Raw genomic sequence first — 24193 nt, forward strand, 5'->3', positions numbered from 1 at the left:
ACCTGTCATCCCCGGCGAGCCCGCGCGCACACCGTCTGTGGTTTGGCACAACGCCATCCGCGCGGGCGAGGGAAGGGGACCCAGGTGTTAAAATGGGCCCGCTGCTTGACGTGATCCTCGCGTGTTCTTCATCACCGAATTTGAGTCACCACCAGGTCCCCCTTCCCTCGCTGCGCTGACGCTAGCTCGGCCGGGGATGACAGCTCGTTGGGAGCGGCGAACGACTCGGCAATTTCGGAAGAATTGAGCTATTCTCCCCCCATGTTCGCGATCTCATCCGCTTCGTTGCCTCAGCCGTTCGACCGTGCCCGGTCGCAGCGGACCTTGGACCAGTTGGCCGAAGCCGGTTATCGGCCGGAAGGCGAAGCACGGGCGCTGTTGGAAGCCGCGTTCGGCAACAGTCCCTATCTCTGTCGCATCGCCATTCACGAACACGGCACCCTTCCGCGTCTGTTTGCCGAAGGTCCCGCGCCGCTGCTCGCCGAGGCGATCGCCGCCGCGCTTGCTGCCGCCGATGCGCCGCGCGATGCCGATGCGATGCAGGCCTTGCGCCAAGCCAAGCGGCAGACCGCGCTGGTGGTGGCGCTTGCCGATATCGCTGGGACGTTCAGTCTCGCCGATGTCACCCAAAGCCTCACCCGGTTTGCCGATGCTGCGGTCAAAGGGGCGCTGCGGTTTGCCTTGAAGAAAGCGGCGACCGGTACCGAATACGAGAGCTGGCCTGCGGCCGCCATCGAGGACGCGACCGGCCTCGTCGTGCTCGCCATGGGCAAGTACGGCGCATTCGAGCTGAACTATTCGTCCGATATCGACCTCGTGGTGTTCTACGACACCGCCCGCTTTCCGTTCCTCAAGCGCGACGATGCCCGCGGTGCCGCCATCGATGTCGTGAAGACGCTGGTCCATCTGATCGCCGACATCACCGTCGACGGCTATGTCTTCCGGGTCGATCTCAGGCTCCGCCCCGATGCCGGTGCTACCCAGATCGCGATTTCGACCGAGGCGGCGGAAACCTATTACGAAGGCATGGGCCAGAACTGGGAGCGCGCCGCCTTCATCAAGGCGCGGCCTTGCGCCGGCGATGCCGAGGCCGCGGCGGCGTTTCTCAAGCACGTCATCGATCCGTTCATCTGGCGCCGCAATCTCGACTTCGCCGCCATCGAAGACATTCAGTCGATCAAGCGCCAGATACATGCCTATCACGGCCATTCCGAGGTTGCGGTCGCCGGTCACAACATCAAGCTCGGCCGTGGCGGCATCCGCGAGATCGAGTTCTTCGTCCAGACCCAGCAGCTTATTCTAGGGGGCCGCGATCCGTCCTTGCGCGTTTGCGCCACGCTCGATGCCATGGAGGCTCTGCGTCTGCGCGGCCATGTCAGCGATGTCACGGCGCGCGAATTGACCGAGGCCTATCGCTTCTTGCGCACGCTCGAACATCGCCTGCAAATGACCGACGACGAGCAGACCCATACCGTGCCGAAGAACCCGCACGATCTTGCTGCGACGGCTTGTTTTGCCGGCTTCGCCGACGTGACTTCGTTCGGCGAGGCGCTGACCCGCCGCCTGACGACCGTGCAAGGCCATTATGCGCGCCTGTTCGAACAAGCCGCGCCGCTGGCGGGCGAAAGCGGCAGTCTCGTTTTCACCGGCGTCGAAGACGATCCCGAAACGCTGGAAACGCTCCGCCGCATGGGTTTCAAGGATCCCGCGCACGTTTCGGGCGCGATCCGCGGCTGGCACCACGGCCGTATCCGGGCCACCCGTTCGGCCCGCGCCCGCGAGCTTCTGACCAAGCTGATCCCGGCTCTGTTGGCCGCGCTCGCCGCTACCGCCGATCCCGATGCGGCATTTGCCCAGTTCGATCGCTTCCTTTCCAACCTGCCATCGGGCGTGCAGTTGTTTTCGCTGCTCATCGCCCATTCCGAACTGTTGCGTCTGATCGCGTCGATCATGGGATCGGCGCCGCGTCTTGCCACCCATCTGTCGCACGCGCCGGCGACGCTCGATGCTTTGCTCGATCCCGGTTTCTTAAGGGCGCTGCCGCAGAGGGCGGAACTTGAGGAGCAGTTGTGCGGGCTGTTGGCGCGTGCACCGGTGTACGAGGCGGCGCTCGATACCGCCCGCCGTTTCGCGCACGAACAGATTTTCCGCGTCGGTGTGCAGGTGATCGACGGTCTGGCCAAACCCAACGCCGCCGGTCCTGCCTTCGCCGCCATCGCCGAAACCGTCATCGACGGCTTGCTTCGCCGCACCGAAGACGAACTCGCTGCGACGGCGGGCAGGGTGCCGGGCGGCGCGTTTGCGGTGATCGCGATGGGCAAGCTCGGCGGTCGCGAGATGACGGCAGGCAGCGATCTGGATCTGATCTTCGTCTACGAGGCGCCGGTCGGCGTCGAGGCCTCGGACGGACCCAAGCCTTGGGCAGTCAGCCAATACTATGCCCGCTTGGCGCAACGCTTTATCGCCGCGCTTACGGTGCCCACGGCCGAAGGCGGGCTCTATGATGTCGATATGCAGCTTCGCCCCACCGGCAACAAGGGGCCGGCGGCGGTGAGCCTGGAATCCTTCACCCGTTACCACGCTACCGAAAGCTGGACCTGGGAGCGCCTCGCGCTCACGCGCGCCCGCATTGTTGCTGGGCCCGAAGCGCTGGCGGAAAAAATCCAGGCTGTGGTGGGCAATACGTTGCGAAGGCCGATGCCCTGGTCGCAGCTTTCGGCCGATGCCTCCGGCATGCGCCGCAAGGTGGTCGAGAACATCCCGGCCAAAAGTGCCTGGGACCTGAAATACGCGCGCGGCGGACTGATGGACATCGAGTTCACCGCCCAGGTGCTGCAGCTCCGCTATGCCCCCGACGATCTGTCCGTGCTCAGGCAAGGCACCCTTGCCGCCTTCGAGGCGCTGGCTGCCGCCGGGCACCTCGCCGAAACCGATACGGCGGTGTTGACGGCCGCCGCCGAACTGCAACTCGCGCTGATGCAGGTGCTGCGGATTGCCCTTGATGGGCCGCTCGACCCCGAAACGGCGACCCCCGGCCTGAAGCTGCTGCTCACCAAGGCGGCCGGGGTGGACGACTTCGCCAATCTCCAGCGCCTGCTGGCCGATCTCCAGAGCCGCGCCCACGCCGTGTTCGTCCGGCTGGTCGAGGGTTGATCGATCTCCCAATGGGAAATTCCCGCTCCTGGCGAGGCGCCGGAAGCCTTTCTGCGGGCAGGTAAAAGGCCATTTTTTACGGAAACTTGCCGGGAGCGGCAGTCCGCCGCGCAGTTTGCCCCCCGCCGGGCCTCCGCCCCCCGGAAAAGCCGCTTGAATCCTGCCCGAGGACAGGTCATAACCCGCCTCCCACTTGGAACGCGGGCGTAGCTCAGGGGTAGAGCATAACCTTGCCAAGGTTAGGGTCGGGCGTTCGATTCGCCTCGCCCGCTCCAAAGTGGATCTTCCAAAAAAACCAGTAGTGTACGACCCCTTCGGGGGCAGGTTGCGTCTCGATCGACGGACGGCTGAGAAGTGGCCGGGCAGCGTATACGCGCCCGCGGATGCGCATTCGACCGTGCGGCGTCGGTGGATCAGTCAGCCCCGCAAAGCTGGGCGGAGTGCACGGAGCAGCAATGCAGCCGACGGGGCACCGCATGCTCCGGCTACGGATCAATTTCGATGCAATACCTCTCCAGCTTTGGACACGATGCGGTGGAAAGGTAGGACTGCGACGGCTCAATTGCCGCTGCGTTGACATGCGAGCGGCGGCGCGCGCAGACTTGCCGGAGGGATAGATAAGGGGGAAGGGGCATATGCGAATCCTGTCTATGTTTGCCGTTTGCGCACTGGCGGTGCTGCTGCCGACGAAAGCGAGCGGCGAGACGTTCACGTCGGATCAGTACGGCTTCTCCGCGGCGTTTCCCGCCGAAGTGACGGTTGGAGACCCGCAAGCGTCGGAAACCGATGCCAAAGGCAACGCCATCTCGAAGTCGGTCATCATCCAGTCGCGGGTGATGGGCGTCTGGACGGCCATGGTCACGGTCGACACCTATACCGTGCCCCGCAAGATCGATGCCGCCACGGCGTTGACGACCATGCCCAAGATGTTCGCCGCCCAGCTCGACGCCACCATCACGGCGAGCAAACCCGGCAAAGTGGGGGCCTACAAGGCGCGTTTCTTCTCGTACGTCACCAACGACAAAAGCTCGTCCGGCAAAGGCATCATGATCGTCGTGCCGAGCGCCAAGCCGCGGACGTTCCAGGTCCTGACGTCGCATACCAGCCTGGCGTCGCCGGAAAACATCGCCGAGCTCGAGAAATTCCTCGCCTCGTTCCAGCCGAAATAGGGCTCGCGGATACAGTTCCACGTGAAGGAATGGGCGGCGAGGTTTCATTGCTCGCTCGCTCCATTTCAAAAGTTGACGCAAAAATCAGCTCGATCCAATCGGCGCGGCCTTTCACGGGCAGGTTGATACGTCGTACCGTCGTGGCCTGACGACGAGTGCTGTGCGCTCCATGGAGTGGCGTCATGAAGCCGTGCTGGCAGCGCCGCATAAAATGCCTCGCATGAGAGTTTCTTCCGCACCTTTGGTATCGGCAGATGAGCAAAGACAAGAGTTGGTGGGAGAAGCGCGGGACACGCGATCTAGAAATTTCAGTTCCTGTCGCGCTCTGCGCCCTGGGTCTCGCTTCACAATTGGCCGTAGCCGCGCAAACGGATGTCCCGGTGCAGAATCCCACGCACTGGGCTCCGGCCGGAATTGCGAGCCCGCTGTTCGAGTCTCACGCGGCCTTTGATCCCCGGACGGGAGATTTTCTCTTCGTTCGCAGTTCGAAGGAATTCACGGGTTGGCATCTTTTGCTGAGCCGCTGCGGAGACTCCGGATGGACGGACCCGCGGCCGCCAGCGTTCGCCGCACCCGGTCTTGAAGCCGATCCATTCTACACACCCGACGGCCGATGGCTGTATTTCAACTCGACTCGGGCAACGGGAAGTTCGCATAGCCGGGATTTGGACATCTGGCGAATGCAGCGCGATGCCGGTGGGCATTGGGGTGCTCCCGAACGGCTGCCCGAACCGGTCAATTCCGCTTCGGCCGAATGGTTTCCTCGCCCTGGTGCGGATGGTTGGCTCTATTTCGGCTCCAGCCGGCCGGGAGGTCTGGGCAAGACCGATATCTGGCGGGCTCGTTCGGACAACAGAGGGCTTTGGCGAGTGGAAAACCTCGGGCCGTCGGTTAACGGCTCCGGAAACGAATACGAGCCGCTGCCTTCGCCCGATGGAAAACGCCTCATCATCGCAACAGAGGATGGTTATTACGAGTCCCTGCGCCGGGGAGAGGCGTGGTTGCCGCGGCAACGTCTGGGTCCGCAGATCAATGCCAACGCAAACGAGATCGGCGCGGTTTTTTCGCCCAAGGGCCATAGCCTTCTGTTCGCCCGCGATCTCAAAGACAACGGATCGGGTGAGTTCTTTGTTTGGCGTTTGCAGGGCAATGAAGACTGGCCGCCGACGTGCCCGCATCGGCCCGCTCGCTTTTGATCGGCCACCTTATCCGCGGACGTTCCAGTCGGGCGCTGCCGACCCAACGCTGAACGATATAACCTTTCGTGTTTCAGCCGAGGCAAGATAGCGGCCGCCGGACCGCGAAAATCCGGCGGCCGTTTCGAGAGATGCGGCTACGGCCGCTTAGGATTGAGTGCACACGTCACGCCGCGTTTGGCGGCTCCGGCACAGTCGACCACCTCGAATGGCGCCTTGACCCCGTTGAGCGGCAGGTAGGCGACAAGGCCTTGCGGGTGCTGCGAGCATTTGAACTCGACGACAAAGCGCTTCAGGTTGGTTTCCTGGCCGTGCAGGCGGACATCGTTGTCGGCGGCATCGCAGGCAATGGCGCGCTGCTTGAGCTCCTTGCGGAAGGTCTGTGGCGTCAGGGCTTCGCCGCCGTTATCCGACAGCTTGCAAGGCAGACCGCGCGCATTGGACTCGCGGCAACTCAAGGCTCGCGCCGGCGCGGTCGAGCCTGGAAGAGCATAGGTCACGATGTAGCCGGTATTGTCGGTGCAGGCCACTTCGCCGAACTCGACATGGGCGCTGGAATTATTGCCGACCCAGCGGTAGTCGCGTGCGGTGCAGGGCGTGCCGATGCGCGTCATCAGGTTGGTCGCGATGGTTTTGACGTCGGCGACTTCCGGCTGCAGGCAGGCCGGCCCAGGCTTGCGCCCGGCCGCCTTGTCGGCGGCGTTGGCGGCGTCGGCCGCCAGACAGGATAGCGCGGTGGTGGGCAGGGATTCGCGCGAGGTCAGGAAATAGCCAAGGCCGTTGGTGCAGACGGTTTCATAGGTTTTCGTCTGAACGGTTTTGCCGTCAACGGTTGCGGGACCTTCGGCGGCGAGAACCGCTTTGTCGACTTGGCAGGCAAACGGCATTGCAGCCACCAAGGCTGTCGCGGCTGCTTTGTCTTCCTTCATCAAGTCTTCGACCGTCTTGCCTTTGTTGTCGCCGCTCAGGCGCTTGGATACGTCGACATAGTCCTGCAGCTTGTTGAAATCCTCGGCCGAGATATTGCCGCGGCCCATTTGGGTACCTGGCGCTACGACGCCGCCGGGACCGCTGCCGGCGCCCCCGCCGCCCACGGGACTGGTTTGGGCTGCTGCGGCCGTTGCGGTCAGAAGCAGTCCAAGTCCGGCAATCGCGATCATGCGTGGCATGTGTGGTCCTCCCCCTTGCCTTTTCTCGGCATGCAGGCGCGTGGAACGCGCTGGGTCACGCCGGGTGCGTGAGAGGATAGCTTTCTCTGGGAGCGTTACCAATAAACAAATTGTGTCATATATGTGGCGTGGCATGCGTCAACCAGCCACATGAGGAAATCTATATATCATATTAAATATCAATGGCTTGAGAGATAATGAAAATGAAGTGCACAACGATGGCGTGAATCTGCAACACGATTCGACCTTTTTCGACACAATGTAGCCCCATTCTTGACGGGCCGATGTTGATAGCGTTATCAACACTCAACTGGGGCTTGGGCGTGCATTGGGTAAGCGCTGACGGCTGCTGCTTCGCGGCTATTCGACGTTGATCGAATTGCCTCTGACCCCGGTCGATAACCATCCCAGGGGAGGGAAAAATATGCATCCAACAGTGAGTAGATGGAGTGGACGCGCGAAGACCGCACTTCTCGGCTCGAGCATGCTTGCGAGCGTTGCTGTGTTGGCCGCTGCGCCGGCTTACGGGCAGGAAATGATGGAAACGGTCACCGTGACCGGCATCCGAGCCAGTCTTCAGTCGGCCCAGGCGATCAAGCAGAACGCCGACCAAGTGGTCGACTCGATCACCGCGGTGGATATCGGTGCGTTGCCGGACAACAGCGTTGCGGAAGCGCTGCAACGCGTGCCGGGCGTTCAGATCACCCGCACCGACCAGCCCAATGACCCTCTGCGCTGGGCCGGTTACGGCAATGGCGTTTTCATTCGCGGCCTGTCGTGGGTGAAATCGCTCGTCAACGGCGAGGAAATCTTCGGTGCCGAGAACGGCCGTACCATCAGTTTCGCCGATATTTCCCCGGATCTCATGTCGGGTGTGGACGTCTACAAGAACCCCAGCGCCAAGATGATCGAAGGCGGCGTCGGTGGTACGGTGAATCTCAAGACGCGCAAGCCGTTCGATTTTGACGGTCGCAAGATCGCGGTATCGGGCTCGCTCGATTATGGAATGGTGGCCGATAAGGCCGGCCCGTCGGTCAACGTTCTCTACAGTGACCGCCTCAACACGAAGATCGGCGAATTCGGTGCGCTGGTCTCCGCCAGCTATCAGAATCTGATCAACGCCAACAACATCGGCACGACCGACCCCTGGACCAGAAACCAGAGGACGGGTCCTTGGACGAACAGCACGGACAATTACCCCCCGTTCCAGACGGATCAGTATTATCCGCGTGGTCTGACCAAGGCCTTCGGCATGGTCGGCTATCGCCACATGGATTGGAAGCAGCCGCGTGTGACGTTCGATGCGACGCTGCAATGGCGGCCGAACGACAAGCTCGAGGTCACCTTCGTCGGTTTGTTCACGAAGGCCGAACCGCAGAGCGACGAACACAACGTGGCCTGGATCGTTCCGGTGGTGAACACGCAGCATTGCGGCACGCATATGAATGGTTCGGCAGCGACCGAAACGGACGGTTCTTGCACCTATCCGCTCAACTCGTTGTCGTCCCTGCAAGCCGGAGATATGACCTCTGCCTTGGCGTCGATGCAGAGCTACGGCTACGACGGCAACGGCTACCTGAATAAAGGCACGATCTTCAACGCCCAGTCCGACTCGACGTACGTCAACTATTTCGACACTCGCTTCGACGTTCGCCATCACATCAACAAGAACGCCGAACTGACTTTGAAGTATCAGCCCACCAACAACCTAACGGTGGTGGTGGATGCGAGCTACGTCGAATCGCGCGCGACCATGTCGAGCATGACCATGTACTACGGCACCAAGAGTGACCGGTACATGCAGTCGTCCAACTACTCCGGGCACGCCGAGTTCTATCCGAATGCGCCGCATATCAACGTCAAGTTCGACCTCACCGATGCCTCGCCTCAGTTCACCTATGACGACGTAGGCCGGAAGGCCTTGGCCGATCAGAGCGAATACCTCTGGGCAGCGGCTATGGACCACTACGAGAACAACTTCGCACAGGCTTATGTCACCCGCGCCGACGCCACCTACACCTTTAACGGCAACGGTCTTGGCGGCTGGCTGAAGTCGGTCGACGCCGGCTTCCGCAGCGCGTTCAAGTCATCGGCGACGCGTAATACCGGTTGGAACTGGGGCCGTATCGGCTTTGCGACCTGGAACACGCTGAACTGCGGTCGTACTTCCAGCTATGGCGCCAACTATGTCCCGGTCGCGGAGTGCGCCACGAATCTCGGCGATTTCTCGACCCGTCTGGCCGGTAACACCGAGTACTACGCGTTCCCGGACTTTTTCGGAAAGAGCATGCCGGGCGTCTGGGAGCCGTCGCTCAACTGGATGAAGCAGCCTTACAAAGTGTGGCAGGACCTCCAGCCGATGTTCACCGAGTTGGCCAAGATCAAGTGGCCTTACACCGCGGCGAACACACCGGAAGCGGGCGCTTCGACGGCGGCCGACAGCACCTGGATTCCGGCCATCGTGCGCGACGGGACCTGCACAGGCACGCCCTATCTGTGCAACAGCGTGTACACCAGAGGGACGGTGAATACGCAGCGTGAGGACACCCTGGCGGGATATTTCGTCGCTTCCTTTGCGCACGAAACCTTCCTCGGCATGGAACTGCCGATCGACGGCAATATCGGTGTTCGCTTTGTCAATACCCGTTACGACAGCGGCCAGGGCCAATTGCGGATGCCGAACGTGACGGATTGCACCACTGCCGCGGCCGGCTCCGACCGGGCGGCGACCTGCACGTTCCTCGGTGCGCAGAACAACTCCACGACGGCGTATCCGGGTGTTGTGAACGAGTATCTCAATGTGCTGCCGTCGTTCAATTTCCGCGCTGCCATAAGCGACAAGCTGCAACTCCGCCTTGGCTATTCGCAAGGTCTGGTCAGGCCCGATCTCGACCGCATGCGCAACTACACCCAGCTCAGCTATGCCTGGGGCGCCATGACGGCTCGCGATCAGTTTGCGTCCTCCAACCCGCGGACAGGCACGGGCAGCAATCCTTATCTCAAGCCGACTTATTCGCAGAACTACGACGTCAGCCTCGAGTGGTTCTTCTCGCCTAGCGGCAATGTGGCTCTGGCGTTGTTCCACAAGACCATCTCCAACTACGTCATGAGCGGCATCCAGCCGATGTCGTTCACGCGCAATGGCGTCACCCAGACGTTCAACGTGTCGAGCTACGTGAACGGTTCCAAGGGGACGGTGGAAGGCTTCGAACTCTCCTATCAGCAGTTCTACGATCAGCTGCCGGGAGCTTGGGGCGGGATCGGCGTGCAGGCCAACTACACGAAGATCTACAATGCCGGTGGCGCCAACCCCGTCGCCGCCATTTACAACCCGGTTAACGGCGTCAACGCCTACTCCAACATCAACGGCACCGACTTCACGCCGCAGGCGCTCGGCTATGCGGGCGACACCACCCTTCCGATGGAAGGCATGTCGAACGACAGCTTCAACGTCGCGCTGATGTACGAGAAGTACGGAATTTCCGGGCGCATCGCCTATAACTGGCGTTCGCGTAACCTGGTCAACTCCTATCCGGCCAACATCTTCCAGCCGGTGTTCCAGAGGAGCTACGGCCAGCTCGATGCGTCGTTCCTCTACACCTTCCTGGAGCACTACAAGGTCGGTATTCAGGGCGCCAATCTGCTCAAGCAGACCGCGGTCCTGGAAGTCGGCCCGACCGTGGCCAGCAAGCATCAGTATCAGTGGGTCGAAGGCGAGCGGAAGCTCTCGCTTGTCCTGCGCGCCACCTGGTAAACGTCCCAACCTGAGTATTTCGGCCCCCCGGTACTGCCGGGGGGCCTTTTTTCTTCTTCGGCGATCTTCACGGCAAACTGCAGAATTGGATAGTGTTGTCGTCGTTATCCCGTGAGTGTGTCATGTGCAGTCAGAGCCATACGTCCAGCGACGCTGCCTATCAGGCGGCGGTGGCCCTGCATATGCAAGGGCGGACGGCGGAAGCCGAAGCCGCCTATCTCGGCGTTCTCAATACCCATCCCGATCACGGCAACGCGCTGCATGGACTCAGCGTGCTCTATGTCCAAACCGGACGCACGGAGGCTGCCGTGGGATGCCTTCGCCGGGCCGTGGCTGCAACACCCAACGATCCCGTGTTGTGGTGCGGCCTTGGCGAAGTGCTGGGGGCGTTGCAGGGCCATGATGAAGCCGCGCAGTGCTTTGCACGGGCCACGCAGTTGGCTCCCGACTTCGCGCTGGCTCATTTCAACCGCGGCACGGCCTTGTTCTATCTCGGCTGCGCGGCCGAGGCGGCAGATGCTTTCTCCCGTGCCGTTGCGCTGGAGCCGCAAGATCCGGCCTTCCGGCGCGCTCTTTTGGGTATCGAAAAAGTCCAACCCGGCAATGTGCACCTCAAAGCGCTCGAAGCCATGGCGCAGGACGGGCTGTCGCCGTCGGAGCGGATTGCTCTCCATTTTGCGCTGGCCAAAGCGTATGACGACCTCGGTGACTATGCCCGCGCCTTTGCCGAGCTCGCTCGGGGCAATGCCGAAAAGCGGCGCTTCAGCCGCTACAGCATCGCCACCGATCTCGCGCGGTTCGAAGCGATTGCCGCAACATTTTCGGCGGATTTCCTCTCCTCTCATGCCGGCTTGGGCACTTCGAGCGATGTGCCGGTATTCGTGATCGGCATGCCACGTTCGGGGACGAGCCTGGTCGAGCAGATCCTCGCCAGCCATCCGGATGTCTTCGGTGCAGGCGAACGCGATATACTGCCATCCTTCATCAACGCCGGAAGGGTGGGACGCGAATTCCCCGCCGGCGTGGGTGCGCTCGAAGATTCCGCGTGGACGCGACTTGGGGAAGATTACGTCCGGACTCTGCGAGCCCTGGCGCCCGATGTTGCACGGATCACCGACAAGCTGCCACTCAACTTCCATCTCGTCGGCCTGATCCGGATCGCGATGCCCAATGCGCGCATCGTTCATGTCCGGCGCGATCCGCTCGATACGTGTTTTTCGTGTTTCTCGACGTTGTTCGACGATGATCTGGACTTCAGCTGCGATCTCGCCGACCTGGCGCGCTATTACCACGGTTACCACCGTTTGATGGATCATTGGCGGGCGGTATTGCCGGCCGGTGTCATGCTCGAAGTGCAATACGAAAGGCTCGTCGCCGATATCGACGCCGAAGCACGCCGGCTAATCGACTTCTGCGGCCTTGACTGGAACGAACGCTGCCTCAAATTCTATGAAACGAGGCGGCCGGTTCAGACGGCAAGTGCGCTGCAGGTGCGCCAGCCGCTCTATACGAGTTCGGTCGGTCGCGCCGCGCGTTACGCGCCCTGGTTGGAGCCCCTGCGCCGACGGCTGGAAGCGCAGGAAGGCACCTGATCATGCCGGCTCCGGAGTTTTTCCTGAATCAGCAGCTGGCGACGGCGATGGACCTGTGCCGGGCCGGAGAGGTCGACCGGGCGAAGTCCATCTATGCCTCGGTGATGGCGGCGGCGCCGTGGCGGATCGAGCCCTATCTCGGCAGTGGTCATATCTGTCTGTCGAGTGGCCAGTTCGAGGAGGCCCACTACTGGTTCGAACGCGCGCGCGATGTTGCGCCGGATGACCCTGCGGTTTTGGACGGCGCCGGATCGGCTCTTCTCGCCTTGGGGCGTCCGGCCGAGGCGCTGGCCTTGTTCGAAAAGCTGCAAGCAGTCGCTCCTCATTCCGACGTTGCGTTTCACCAAGCTGGCGAAGCCTTGAGCCAGCTCGGACGCATCAAGGAGGCGCGGACGGCGCTGGAGCGGGCCGTGGCACTGGCGCCCGATGTTGCCGGCCATCATTGTTTGTTGGCGCAGTTTGCCCGCTTTGTCGAAGGCGATCCCCGTCTATCCGGTCTGGAATGGCTGTCGCAAAAGGCGGAAAGTCTTTCCGAAGCCGATCAATGCGAGCTTCACTTCGCGCTTGCCAAGGCCTGTGATGATCTTGGCCGCCACGCTGAAGCATTCGAGCACTGGCGAATCGCCAATGCCATCAAGCGCCGCCACATCGTCTACGACGAGGCGCTATTTCTGGGCGTTCTGCGCGATCTCGCTGCGGCATTCACGCCGAACGTCATTGCGTCCCGCCAAGGCGTCGGCGATCCGTCCGATGTTCCGGTCTTCGTCGTCGGAATGCCGCGGTCGGGAACGAGTCTGGTCGAACAGATCATCGCCAGCCATCCCGAAACGTTCGGCGCCGGCGAGAAGATGTATCTGCACTATCTGCTCGGGCAGGATTTGGCCGGACCGAACTTTCCGGCACATTTCGCCGGCGTGCGGAATGAGGATTTGCGAAAGTTGGGGTCCCTGTATGTCACGCGTCTCAGGGCCAATGCACCGAAAGCGAGGCGTATCGTCGACAAGCTCACGGCGAATTTCATGCTGTGCGGCTTGATCCACCTCATCCTGCCTAAGGCAAAAATCATCCACGTCCGGCGCGATCCGCTCGATACCTGCTTTTCCTGCTTTACGAACATGTTCGCGCAGAACATCGACTACAGCTACGATCTTGGCGAACTCGGATGCTATTACCGCGCCTACGAAGGCCTGATGGCGCACTGGCGACGTGTACTGCCGGAAGCGGCCATTCTCGATGTTTCATACGAGGCTCTGGTTGGCGATTTCGAAAGCCAGGCACGGCGTATCATTGCCTATACCGGCCTCGAATGGGACGAGGCATGCCTTTCGTTCCACCGAACCAAACGGGTGGTTCATACGCTGAGTGCGTCCCAGGTTCGTCAGCCGCTGTATAGCCGCTCCGTCGGCCGGTCGGTTCCCTATGCCGCTTTTTTGCAGCCGTTACGGAAGGCACTCGCGGGCGAAACCTGACGGCGCAGCGATTTTGCATTTGCCGCGTTCTCTCCGCGATGGAGAGCCGTGTGGCAAAGAAGAAACTCGCCTCGTACCGGGCCAAGCGTGATTTTTCCCGTACCGCCGAGCCCAGCGGGGCCGAGGTCGTGGCCCCGGCGCGGGCGTTGCGGTTTGTCGTTCAGAAACACGCCGCCTCGCATCTGCATTACGATTTCCGCCTGGAGATGAACGGTGTGTTCAAGTCCTGGGCGGTGGCCAAAGGTCCGTCCGTGGACGCGGCCGTGCGCCGGCTGGCGGCGGAAGTGGAAGATCATCCGCTCGATTACGGCGATTTCGAAGGCACCATTCCCAAGGGGCAATATGGCGGCGGGACTGTGATGCTGTGGGACCGCGGTTTTTGGCAACCCGAAGGTGATCCCAAGGCGCTCTACGCCAAAGGGGATCTCAAATTCGTGCTGGCCGGCGAGAAGATGAAGGGCGGCTGGGTTTTGGTGCGTATGAAGAACGACAAGTACAAGCGCAAGCTCCCCAACTGGCTTTTGATCAAGCATCACGACGAATTCGAACAGCCTGGCAGTCCCGACGCGCTCCTTGATCTCGACCGTTCGGTCGCATCAGGCCGCAGCATGGACGATATCGCCGCCGGAAAGGGGCGAAAGCCGAAGCCGTTCATGCGTAACGCAAGCTTCGAGCGCGATGCGGTGTGGAATTCCAATCGCGCCGATGCCGGTGATCCTGTCGGGGAAAAGAAAGCGCAGTCCAAGAGCAAGCCCACCAAACCCAAGAGCATACCCGTTACCAAGATGCCGACCTTCGTGGCGCCAATGTTGTGCAAGCTGGTCGACCGGCCGCCAGAGGGCGCCGATTGGGTGCACGAGGTGAAGTTTGACGGCTATCGCATGCAATTGCGCGTGGAAGCGGGCAGGGCGGTGTTGCGCACGCGCAAAGGACTCGATTGGACCTCCCGCTTTGCGGCGATCGCTCGCGAGGCGCGAAAATTACCGGACGGAATCTACGATGGCGAGATCGTAGCCCTGGACGCCAACGGTGCCCCCGATTTCGCTGCGCTGCAGGCCGCGTTGTCCGATGGCCACGATGATGCTTTGATTTTCTTCGCGTTCGATCTCCCATTTGCCACCAGAGAGGATCTACGTCCCCAGCCTTTGTCGGAGCGCAAAAAGCGTCTCAGCGCGATCCTGGCATCGACCGACAAAGGCCGTATTCGTTACGTCGAGCATTTCCACTCCGGTGGTGATGCTGTGCTGCAGTCGGCCTGCCGGATGGCGCTCGAAGGGATCGTGTCGAAAAATCTCACCGTCCCCTATACGTCCGAGCGTGACGGGTCGTGGACCAAAGCCAAGTGCCGCACCGGCCACGAGGTGGTGATCGGCGGCTGGAGCGATACCGAAGGCCGATTTCGTTCGCTGCTGGTTGGCGTCCATCGGGGCGAGCATCTCATCTATGTCGGGCGGGTCGGCACCGGCTACGGCAAAGATAAGGTCGCTCGTCTGTTGCCCCGTTTGAAGGCCGAGGCGAGCAAGCAAAATCCGTTCACCGGTGTGAATGCGCCACGCAGCAGTCGTGAGGTCCATTGGGTCAAGCCGGTGCTCGTTGCCGAGATCGAATTTGCCGGCTGGACCGGTGATGGGATGGTGCGCCAGGCTGCATTCAAGGCTCTGCGCGAGGACAAACCTGCCGGCGAGGTTGAAGCTGAAAAGCCGGTTCGACCTGCTACAGCGGTCCTTGCCAAACCGGTGACGAAATCCACCGCACGTGCGGGCAATTCCGTGGTGATGGGCGTACCGATCTCTCATCCGGATAAGCCGCTTTGGCCCGATGCCGGCGACGGGCGCCCCGTCACCAAGCTCGAATTGGCGCAGTATTTCGAAGCGGTCGGGCCGTGGATGCTGGAGCATCTCAAAGGCAGGCCATGCTCGATCGTCCGCGCCCCCGACGGGATCGCGGGCGAGCATTTCTTTCAGCGCCACGCCATGCCGCGTCAGTCGAACTTGCTGTCGACCGTCATGGTATCGGGCGATCGCAAGCCCTATCTTCAGATCGACCGGGTCGAAGCGCTCGCCGCTGTAGCGCAGGTCGCGGCGCTCGAACTGCATCCCTGGAACAACGTGCCGGGCAAGCCCGCCGAACCGGGGCGGTTTGTGTTTGATCTAGACCCTGCGCCCGACGTGCCGTTCGATCGCGTCATCGAGGCGGCGCTCGAATTGAAGGACCGCCTCGACGCGATCGGACTCGAGGCGTTCTGCAAAACCACCGGTGGCAAAGGGTTGCATCTCGTGACGCCCTTCGATGCCAAAACGATCGATTGGCCGTCGGCCAAAGCGCTCGCCCGCGAGATCTGCGCCCGGATGGCCACCGACTCGCCGAAGAAATACCTTGTCACGATGACCAAGAAGGACCGCGCGGGCCGGATCTTCCTCGATTATCTCCGCAACGACCGGATGGCGACCGCGGTCGCTCCGCTCTCGCCTCGAGCCCGCGAGGGCGCCACGGTTTCGATGCCGCTGACCTGGGCGCAGGTGAAGAAAGGCCTCGACCCGAAACGCTTTACCATCCGGACCGCACCGGCTTTGATCGCCCGGAGCGCCGCCTGGAAGGACTATGCAGCCCGTCCCAATCTCATTGCAGTGCTCAAACGTGTCGTCGGTCGTGCCGCGGCCTGAATTTGTCCGGTGGACCGGTTGGCCTGTCATCCAGGCAGCATTGCTCCATAAGCCTTTGTAATTAAAAGAGTAAACAAATTGTCGCGGCGATTAAGCGCGTGGACAAGTTGTCATTTGAACTGGAGCAAAAATCTGTATTCTCGGCGCCGAACAAATCGCTTGTGGAGTGGCGCGGTCGTTCGGTCGTGAGTTCTCCACGCTTGATTGCCGGAGTATCGCCCACGCCGACCGATCCGATCGAGAAAGACCGCAGCCGAAAACGGTCAACTATCAATGACATCGCGCGTCTGGCCAATGTCTCAAAGAAGACGGTCTCACGCGTGATCAACGAGTCTCCTTTCGTTAAGGAGGAGACGCGGCTCAGGGTCAACGCCATCATCCGCGAGGTCGGCTTCGAACCCGATCCGCAGGCGCGGGGTTTGGCATTCCGCCGCTCGTTCCTGATCGGCATGATCTACGACAATCCGACGCCTCAATATGTCGTGAACATGCAGCAGGGCATTCTCGATGCCATGCGCGGCACCAGCTACGGCCTTCTGGTGCATCCTTGCGAGCGCACCAGCCCGACCTATCTCTCCGATTTGCGCGGCTTTATCGAACGCCAGAAGCTGTTCGGGGTCATCCTGACGCCGTCGATCTCGGAAGACGAGCGGATGGTCAAGATGCTGCGGGAGTTCGAGTGCCATTACGTGCGCATCGCTTCCGTCATGCTCGACAAGCCCTCAACCATGGTGGTCACTCACGATGCCGATGGCGCGGCCGAAGCGGCCCATTATCTGGCCGAGTTGGGACACGAGCGGATCGCTCATATTTCGGGGCCGCCTTCGTTCCGCTCCGCCCATGAACGCCGCCGTGGTTTCCGCGAGGCGCTGGCGCAGCGCGGCGTGAAACTTCGTCCCAGTTTCGATCGGGAAGGCAACTACACGTTCGATAGCGGCATTGCTGCGGCGCGCGAACTTCTCGCGCTGAAGCCTCGGCCGACCGCGATCTTCGCCGGCAACGACGAAATGGCCGCCGGTGTCTACAAAGTCGCCCATGAGTTGGGGATCGACATCCCGCGCCAGCTCTCGGTGATCGGGTTCGACGACAGCGCCACTGCCTTGAGATTGTGGCCGGTGTTGACGTCCGTACGCCTGCCGGTCCGGGAAATGGGCAAGCTGGCGACCGATAAGCTGTTCGGCCGTCAGGCAAAAAAGAAGCCGGCCGAGCCCGAACTCTCGGAAGTCATTCCCAAATTGATCATCCGCGAGTCCACTGCCGCCCCGTCCGAATAAATTCATCTCCGATGCCGTTGCGCGCGACGCGCAAGGGCGTTATGACACCGGTTACCAAGGCCGCCGGCCTAGAACGAGGATGCGCCCATGTCCCTGTACAAGAAGACCCTTTATGCCACCGATCCTGCCAGCATCATCGGTGCGACCAACCAGCAACTGCGCGACAGCTACCTGATCGACGGAATTTTCGTTCTCGACGAGATTTCGTTGACCTACACCCACATCGAACGGCTGGTAGCCGGCGGTGCGTTTCCGGTGAACAAGGCCGTGGCGCTGCCCGTCCAGGATGAGCCGGCGTCGGCCAAGGGAAAGCCGTACTTGGAGCGTCGCGAGCTCGGCATCGTCAATGTCGGCGAAGGGGCCGGCACGGTGACGGTCGACGGCGTCAAATACGATATGATCCCGGAAGACGGGCTTTATGTTCCGATGGGGACTGCCGAGGTGGTGTTCGCCTCGAATGATCCCAAGAAGCCGGCCAAGTTCTATCTCGCCTCGACCCCGGCCCATACCCGCTACGAGACGGTGAAGATTTCGGTCGAGAAGTCGGTGCCGCTGGAGCGTGGCGCGCTGGCCACCTCGAACGAGCGCACCATCCGCCAATACATCGTGCCGACCACCTGCAAGTCCTGCCAGCTTCTTTTGGGGGTGACGACGCTGAAGACAGGTTCGGTATGGAACACGATGCCGCCGCACACCCACGAACGCCGCTCGGAGGTCTATTTCTATTTCAAGGTCAGCCCGGCCGATCGCGTATTCCATTTCATGGGCAAAGCCGATGGACTGCGTCACATCGTTTTGAAGAACGACGAGGCCGTGGTGTCGCCGCCGTGGTCGGTGCACATGGCCGCCGGAACGGCCGCCTACACCTTCATCTGGGCCATGGGCGGTGAGAACCTCGACTACACCGACATGCAGAACATCGACGTCTCCGATTTGAAATAGGAACGGAACATGAGCAATCTTTTCAGCCTTGAAGGCAAAGTCGCCCTCGTGACGGGTGCCAACACCGGCCTCGGACAGGGCATCGCGGTGGCGCTGGCCGAAGCGGGCGCCGATATCGCAGTTGCGGGCTTCGTGCCGCCGACCGAAACCGAAGCGATCATCAAGAAGATCGGCCGCAAGTTCGTGAACATCGACGCCAACCTGATGACCATCGAACCGGTCGGGCGCATCGTCGCCGAAACGGTTGCCGGCCTCGGCAGGCTCGACGTTCTGGTCAATAACGCCGGCATGATCCGACGTCAGGACGCCCTCGAATTCTCCGAGAAGGACTGGGACGACGTGATGAACGTCAACATCAAGTCCGCGTTCTTCCTCAGCCAGGCGGCGGGCCGTCAGTTCGTCAAGCAGGGCGGCGGCAAGATCATCAACATCGCTTCGATGCTGTCGTTCCAGGGCGGCATCCGGGTGCCGAGCTATACTGCCTCCAAGAGCGGCATTGCCGGCATCACGCGCCTTCTCGCAAACGAATGGGCGTCGAAGAACATCAATGTGAACGCCATCGCGCCCGGTTACATGGCCACCGACAACACCCAGCAGCTTCGTGAGGATCCCGATCGCTCCAAGGCGATTTTGGATCGCATTCCGGCCGGTCGCTGGGGTACGCCCAAGGACGTCGGCGGCACGGCCGTGTTCCTGGCTTCTTCGGCGGCCGATTACCTCAACGGAGCCATCATTCCTGTCGATGGCGGTTGGCTGGCGCGCTGACCCGATCCGTTTCAGTCTGCTCGACTGGCCCCCGTCCGCAAGGACGGGGGCCTTTTGTTTGGCCTCACGTCCCTTGCTGGATGAATGGGACCTTCTCGAACAATTTGCGCTCACGCCCACGCGGATCGTTTTCGAGATGGGGCGGCAGGTCGAACACCATGGTTTCACGTCCGGCAAGCGAGTAGGGCGTCCAAGTAGGGATCAGCGCATTGTCGGGTCTGCCGGTCCTGGCAAACGCGATGAAGGTTTCACTGAGGATGGCGGCCATCTTGCGTGCCGCTTCGCCGTTACCGGTGACGGCGCCTTCCTTGTCGGTATTGTCAAACGCCAGCGGAATGTCGGTGGTGTGCATGGCGCGGCGCTTGTCGTCCGGGCAGGGGAAGTCGAGTTGATAGGCGAACGCCGGCGTTCCGGCCGCCGCCCGCAGTTCGTCTTCCACGATTGCAGCGCGCCACGAGCGTCCAGCGGTGGTGGCGAGGAAAAACAGATCGGTCGGTGAAATGCCGGTATACCAAGCCTTGTATTGGTCGATAACGAACGACGGCAGAATGTCGACGCGCAGATTCCTGGCTAGCCGTTCCGGTAATTCCTCCCAACTGAGCTTGTAGACCCCTGGGTCGGAGATGAAGGCGCGCGTCTCGTCATGGGTATTGCCGATCATCATCGGGATGGCGGCGCTCTGGGCCGGCGCATCCGGATAGAACGGATGGCGAGTGAGATTCTTGAAATCGAGAACCGGACCGAAATACACCCCGCCCGAACCGATGACCGGGTCAGTCGCTCCCAAGGCCGCGACCAGCTTGGCCGTGTCGAGCGTCTTCAAATCGTCGATCTTGGCGACGCCCAGCGCCTTTAGATACACCTCGGCACGTTTCCTCGCATTCAACGGTCCCGAGGCGGTGATCTGTTGGCCGCTCATGCTGACGGCGCGATGAAATAAGCCCTTAGCGCCGGGCATTGCCATCATGGTGGCGATCTTGGCGCCGCCGCCGGATTGGCCGAACACCATCACGCAATTCGGATCGCCGCCGAACTCCGCGATGTTCTCCTTCACCCAGTTGAGCGCCAGGATGATGTCAAGCTGCCCGACGTTGCCGGAATCGGCGTAGCGATCGTCCAGCATGCCGAGCGAGAGATACCCGAACGCATTGAGGCGATGGTTGATCGTCACAACCACAACATTGCCGCGCTTGCAGAGATTGGTGCCGTCGTAGATTGCAGCCGAACCCGAGCCGTTCGAATAAGCGCCGCCATGGATATAGAACATCACAGGCCGCCTGCCGCCGTCGCGCAAAGCCGGTGTCCAGACATTGAGAAAGAGGCAGTTCTCGCTTTGGTTCGGCTCATTCGAACCCTGCGGCGAGGCCGGGCCGTACGCGATGGCCTTCCTTACGCCCCGCCAGGTCTTTGCCGGAACCGGAGGCTGGAAGCGGGTTAGGCGGGTGTCGGCGCCATAGGGAATGCCCTTGAACCCGTAGATGCCATTCTCCGTGTTGCCCTCGACGAGGCCGGAATTTGTTTTGGCTCGCGGTAATGTCCGATGCGTTGCGGCCAGTGTCGCTGCTGCGGAGTTTGCCAGCCCGCCGATCCCAACCAGTCCGCCGAGAACTTTTCGCCGGTTTGACACCGTTGTCATTGATGTACCTCTTCGCCCCTGTTCTCCAGAGTGCCGTTGTTTCGGCGCTAAAAGCGAAGCATGGCTACACCAGATCATGAGGGCAACAAGGAATCTGATGGGAAAACGGCGGTGGGCCTTACTGGAAGTATCCGTCGGGAGGTGTTGAGCGTCAGGCCTTTTGATAAGGCTTTCAGAGTCTTACCTCGCGGTAGCGTTATCAGTAAGTGCTTGAAAGTGTTGCGCTGCTGCATCGCCCGTCGGACAACGCCTCAGTTTTGCCTGCCTTGGACTTGTGGCTGAGAACGGGATCGACGTATGCTCTGGTGCTACCGGTGTCAGAAGATACTGACACCGGTGTCAGCGCCGGCCCGACATTCCGGCGTTAGGGGAAACGTTCGGAACCGACGCTGTCGCACAATACGGAGAACAAGCCGTCCTGACGGCAGCAGCGAGGGAGGGAATACGCCTTGAATAAGAATCTGACCGCGAGCTTCAAGCTGGGCGCGTCTGCGGTAGCGCTGATGGCCGTCATCGGTGCCAGCGGCGCCGCTTATGCGCAAGACCAGGACATGGAAACCATCGTGGTGACCGGTTACCGGGCCAGCCTTGAGAAGGCGATGGACCTTAAGCGCAATTCGCTTGGTGCGACCGACTCGATCATGGCGGAAGACATCGCGAAATTCCCCGACATGAACGTGTCGGAATCACTGCAGCGCATTCCTGGCGTCGCGATCAACCGCGATGCCGGCGAAGGGCGCCAGATCACCGTGCGCGGCCTCGGCCCGCTGTTCTCCCGCGTCCGCATCAATGGCCTCGAAGCCATGTCGACTGCCGGCGGCTCCGACGCTTCGGGCGGCACCAACCGCGGCCGTTCGTTCGACTTCAACGTGTTCGGTTCGGAACTGTTCAGCGGCCTGACGGTCAATAAATCGGCATCGGCTTCGATGGAAGAAGGCTCTCTCGGTGCCACCGTCGACATGCGGACGGCCCGTCCGTTCGACTACAACCGCTTCGTTCTCTCGGCAGCGGTGCAGGAAGGCTATAACGACTTCGCCGGCTCGGCCAACCCGAAGGCTTCGGTCCTGGTTTCCGATACCTTCCTCGGTGGTCGCGTAGGTGCGCTGTTCTCGGCGGCTTATACCGTCCGTCATACCCTGGAGGCGGGCGCTTCCACCGTGCGTATTTCCGCGAACGGCAATTCCGCGGTTGCGGTCGACACCGCCACGCCGGCAACGACCGGCATTCCGGTCCGGCCACGCATGCCCCGTTACGAACTCTATCGCGGCGCCGAGAAGCGTCTGGGCCTGTCGAGCTCCCTGCAATGGCAGGCGGGTGAAAATACGCTGTTTACATTGTCCGGCCTGTTCTCGGACTTCGCTTCGCAGCGCGAAGAGACCCAGCTCGAGATGCAGACCAATTCGTATGGCACGCTGAGCGCCGTCTCCAACCAGGTCTATATCCCTGCGGGCGTCTGCGGTGGCACGACCAACTGCTACTGGCAGCCCGTTCTGAAGAGCGCCAGTGGCGCCAAGATTCGCACCGAACACCGCCAGGATCACCTCGACACCCGCTTCATGCAGGTGACTTTGGAGGGCTCGCATAGCTTCTCCGAGAAGCTCAAGACCAACGTAAGACTGGGATGGTCGGAATCGCATCATCGTAATCCGCTTCAGGATTACATCATGCTCGATCAGTTCAATGTGTCGGGCTATGGCTATGATTTCCAGAACAACGGCAACAACTGGTCGCCCGAACTGAACTACGGCAGCGCCAATCTTGATGTCGCGGGTCTGTCTTCGTCGGCCCCGTCGGGTGGGGCGAGCACCTGCACAGCTGGCAGTAATTGCTGGTTCGTTTCGAGCTTCCGCCGTCGTCCGCAATACAACTTCAACAGCTTCCGTGCGGCGTCCTGGGACATGGAGTTCAAGCCGATCCGTGAAATCACCATCACCGGCGGCTTCGACTACAAGAACTATGGCTTCCGTACGATCTCTTATCGCCTGACGACGGGCGAGGGCACGTCTACGGCTGCGAGCAATCAGGAAACCTTCGCCAGCGCGTATGGCACGTCGACCAGTGCGGCGTTCTACGGAGCCGGTGGAACTGCAGGTACGTTCGCCAACAAGGTCTTGACAACCAAGATCTCCGACATTGCCAAAATGGTCAACTTGCCGGGTTACGCCCCCGGCGTCACGCCGCACTCCTGGCTTGTGGCTGACTTCGACAAGGCGCAGCAGGCGTGGGATTACGAGAACCTGCTCAAGGTTGGTCCCGGTCCCGACCTCGGCAACAACCGCTCGGTCCAGGAAAACGACTACGCCGGCTGGCTCCAGGCTGGGTGGGATCTTGAAGTTCTCGGCATGGGTTTCCGCGGCGATGTTGGCGCGCGGTACGTCAACACGATGGTCACGGCACTCGGTTACGGTTTGACTTCGTCGGGTACCTTCCAGCCGACGCTCACGACCACCGGTTATCATGACTTCCTGCCGACGTTGAACATGGTCGTGGAGCCGGTCGAAAATCTCCTGGTCCGCCTCAACATGGCGCAGGTGATGAGCCGTCCGGACCTCGGAAGCCTTGCCGGTGATTTCATCAGCGTGTCGGGTTCTTCGCACACGATTAACGTGGCGAACTCCAACTTGAAGCCGTTCCGCGCCAACACTATCGATCTGGCGTTCGAGTGGTATTACGGCAAGGGCGCCATGCTGTCGGTAGCCGGCTTCTACAAGAAGCTCGGGACGTTCATCGCGACCTACCGCAACACCAACGTCATTCCGAATGGTGCGGGCGACGCGGTGTTCACGTTGCCTTCCTATGTGACGGGTGTGTCGAAGACGATCGGCGCAGCGGCATTGCAGGCCGCGTGCGGCGCCACCCCGAATTGCGCGACATCGCCGTGGTCAATCGGCGAGTCGATCAACACACCCGGCGGACATATCGATGGTGTCGAAATCAACTGGCAGCAGCCGTTCACCTTCCTGCCCGGCATGTGGAGCAATTTCGGCGTAACTGCGAACGGTACGTTCGTGGAATCGAATATGTGCTACATCGTCGGTACGGCCTGCGCGTATCATCCGCTCACCAACCAGTCGCGCAACAGCTACAACACCACCATTTACTATGACGATACGGTGTTCCAAGCGCGCGTGTCCGCAGCCTATCGCAGCCACTATTTCACTGCGTTGCCCGGCTCCTACACCGACTATGAGGCTGGTGACGATACGTTCAATCTCGATGCTTCTGCGAGCTATAAGTTCAACGAGCACTTCATGGTCACGTTCGATGCGCTCAATCTCACCGATCAGCATCAGCGGCAGTACACGGGCTATTACGACAGCTCGAACAAATACATGTACGTGAACCATCGCACCGGTACCGACTACTACATCGGCATCAAGTACGATTTCTGATCATCTCTCCACTTGCTTG

At 61.2% G+C, this 24193-nt stretch carries 13 protein-coding genes and 1 tRNA gene; 12 read left to right on the plus strand and 2 right to left on the minus strand.

What is annotated here, in order from left to right:
- Nucleotides 1-324 precede the first annotated feature (324 nt).
- From FHS84_RS09025 to FHS84_RS09040, 4 genes are all read left to right on the plus strand, one after another.
- Nucleotides 325-3153 (plus strand): bifunctional [glutamine synthetase] adenylyltransferase/[glutamine synthetase]-adenylyl-L-tyrosine phosphorylase, encoded by a 2829-nt coding sequence (locus FHS84_RS09025; protein WP_166933191.1) that lies wholly within the window; start codon nucleotides 325-327, stop codon nucleotides 3151-3153.
- Nucleotides 3154-3353: 200 nt separating this feature from the next.
- Nucleotides 3354-3428, plus strand: a tRNA-Gly gene (locus FHS84_RS09030).
- 360 nt (nucleotides 3429-3788) lie between these two features.
- Nucleotides 3789-4322, plus strand: coding sequence for a hypothetical protein (locus FHS84_RS09035; RefSeq protein ID WP_166933193.1), 534 nt, complete (start codon nucleotides 3789-3791; stop codon nucleotides 4320-4322).
- A 254-nt stretch (nucleotides 4323-4576) separates the two neighbouring features.
- Complete coding sequence (locus FHS84_RS09040; RefSeq protein WP_166933194.1) at nucleotides 4577-5518, plus strand: TolB-like translocation protein; 942 nt, start codon at nucleotides 4577-4579, stop codon at nucleotides 5516-5518.
- Nucleotides 5519-5655: 137 nt separating this feature from the next.
- On the opposite strand, the gene FHS84_RS09045 is transcribed toward FHS84_RS09040, so the two are convergent.
- Entirely contained in the window at nucleotides 5656-6687 is a 1032-nt protein-coding gene (locus tag FHS84_RS09045) for a hypothetical protein (protein ID WP_166933196.1), read from the minus strand.
- 484 nt (nucleotides 6688-7171) lie between these two features.
- Here FHS84_RS09045 and FHS84_RS09050 point away from each other — a divergent pair, with 484 nt between their 5' ends.
- The 7 genes from FHS84_RS09050 to kduD all read left to right on the plus strand — a co-directional run bounded on the left by FHS84_RS09050 (nucleotide 7172) and on the right by kduD (nucleotide 19146).
- Nucleotides 7172-10441 carry a TonB-dependent receptor gene (locus FHS84_RS09050; RefSeq protein WP_166933198.1) on the plus strand — a complete coding sequence of 1090 codons (3270 nt, stop codon included), beginning with the start codon at nucleotides 7172-7174 and terminating at the stop codon, nucleotides 10439-10441.
- A 122-nt stretch (nucleotides 10442-10563) separates the two neighbouring features.
- Nucleotides 10564-12033, plus strand: coding sequence for a tetratricopeptide repeat-containing sulfotransferase family protein (locus FHS84_RS09055; RefSeq protein ID WP_166933200.1), 1470 nt, complete (start codon nucleotides 10564-10566; stop codon nucleotides 12031-12033).
- Nucleotides 12034-12035: 2 nt separating this feature from the next.
- The gene (locus tag FHS84_RS09060; RefSeq protein ID WP_166933202.1) at nucleotides 12036-13502 is read left to right on the plus strand and encodes a tetratricopeptide repeat-containing sulfotransferase family protein; all 1467 of its coding nucleotides are present in this window, start codon (nucleotides 12036-12038) and stop codon (nucleotides 13500-13502) included.
- 50 nt (nucleotides 13503-13552) lie between these two features.
- Nucleotides 13553-16165 (plus strand): DNA ligase D, encoded by a 2613-nt coding sequence (ligD, locus tag FHS84_RS09065; RefSeq protein ID WP_166933204.1) that lies wholly within the window; start codon nucleotides 13553-13555, stop codon nucleotides 16163-16165.
- Nucleotides 16166-16350: 185 nt separating this feature from the next.
- Nucleotides 16351-17439, plus strand: a complete 1089-nt coding sequence (locus FHS84_RS09070) for a LacI family DNA-binding transcriptional regulator (RefSeq protein ID WP_341801819.1) — start codon at nucleotides 16351-16353, stop codon at nucleotides 17437-17439.
- Between the two features lie 87 nt (nucleotides 17440-17526).
- Nucleotides 17527-18381 (plus strand): 5-dehydro-4-deoxy-D-glucuronate isomerase, encoded by an 855-nt coding sequence (gene kduI, locus FHS84_RS09075; protein WP_166933207.1) that lies wholly within the window; start codon nucleotides 17527-17529, stop codon nucleotides 18379-18381.
- Between the two features lie 9 nt (nucleotides 18382-18390).
- Nucleotides 18391-19146, plus strand: coding sequence for a 2-dehydro-3-deoxy-D-gluconate 5-dehydrogenase KduD (gene kduD / locus FHS84_RS09080; protein WP_166933209.1), 756 nt, complete (start codon nucleotides 18391-18393; stop codon nucleotides 19144-19146).
- Nucleotides 19147-19210: 64 nt separating this feature from the next.
- On the opposite strand, the gene FHS84_RS09085 is transcribed toward kduD, so the two are convergent.
- On the minus strand, nucleotides 19211-20782 hold the full coding sequence (locus FHS84_RS09085; protein WP_166933210.1) for a carboxylesterase/lipase family protein: 1572 nt from the start codon (nucleotides 20780-20782) through the stop codon (nucleotides 19211-19213).
- Between the two features lie 449 nt (nucleotides 20783-21231).
- Between FHS84_RS09085 and FHS84_RS09090 the strand changes: the two genes are divergently transcribed.
- Nucleotides 21232-24174, plus strand: a complete 2943-nt coding sequence (locus tag FHS84_RS09090) for a TonB-dependent receptor (protein WP_166933212.1) — start codon at nucleotides 21232-21234, stop codon at nucleotides 24172-24174.
- The last annotated feature ends 19 nt before the right edge of the window (nucleotides 24175-24193 follow it).

Origin of the sequence: Rhizomicrobium electricum (genome assembly GCF_011762045.1) — a bacterium.
GTDB classification, from domain to species: domain Bacteria; phylum Pseudomonadota; class Alphaproteobacteria; order Micropepsales; family Micropepsaceae; genus Rhizomicrobium; species Rhizomicrobium electricum.

Excerpts from the sequence above, each read along its gene's own strand:
- FHS84_RS09035 (WP_166933193.1), top strand. The coding sequence starts at position 3,789 with ATGCGAATCCTGTCTATGTTTGCCGTTTGCGCACTGGCGGTGCTGCTG.
- FHS84_RS09050 (WP_166933198.1), top strand. The coding sequence starts at position 7,172 with ATGCTTGCGAGCGTTGCTGTGTTGGCCGCTGCGCCGGCTTACGGGCAG.
- kduI (WP_166933207.1), top strand. The coding sequence starts at position 17,527 with ATGTCCCTGTACAAGAAGACCCTTTATGCCACCGATCCTGCCAGCATC.
- FHS84_RS09085 (WP_166933210.1), bottom strand. The coding sequence starts at position 20,782 with ATGACAACGGTGTCAAACCGGCGAAAAGTTCTCGGCGGACTGGTTGGG.
- FHS84_RS09040 (WP_166933194.1), top strand. The coding sequence starts at position 4,577 with ATGAGCAAAGACAAGAGTTGGTGGGAGAAGCGCGGGACACGCGATCTA.
- kduD (WP_166933209.1), top strand. The coding sequence starts at position 18,391 with ATGAGCAATCTTTTCAGCCTTGAAGGCAAAGTCGCCCTCGTGACGGGT.
- FHS84_RS09055 (WP_166933200.1), top strand. The coding sequence starts at position 10,564 with ATGTGCAGTCAGAGCCATACGTCCAGCGACGCTGCCTATCAGGCGGCG.
- FHS84_RS09060 (WP_166933202.1), top strand. The coding sequence starts at position 12,036 with ATGCCGGCTCCGGAGTTTTTCCTGAATCAGCAGCTGGCGACGGCGATG.
- FHS84_RS09045 (WP_166933196.1), bottom strand. The coding sequence starts at position 6,687 with ATGCCACGCATGATCGCGATTGCCGGACTTGGACTGCTTCTGACCGCA.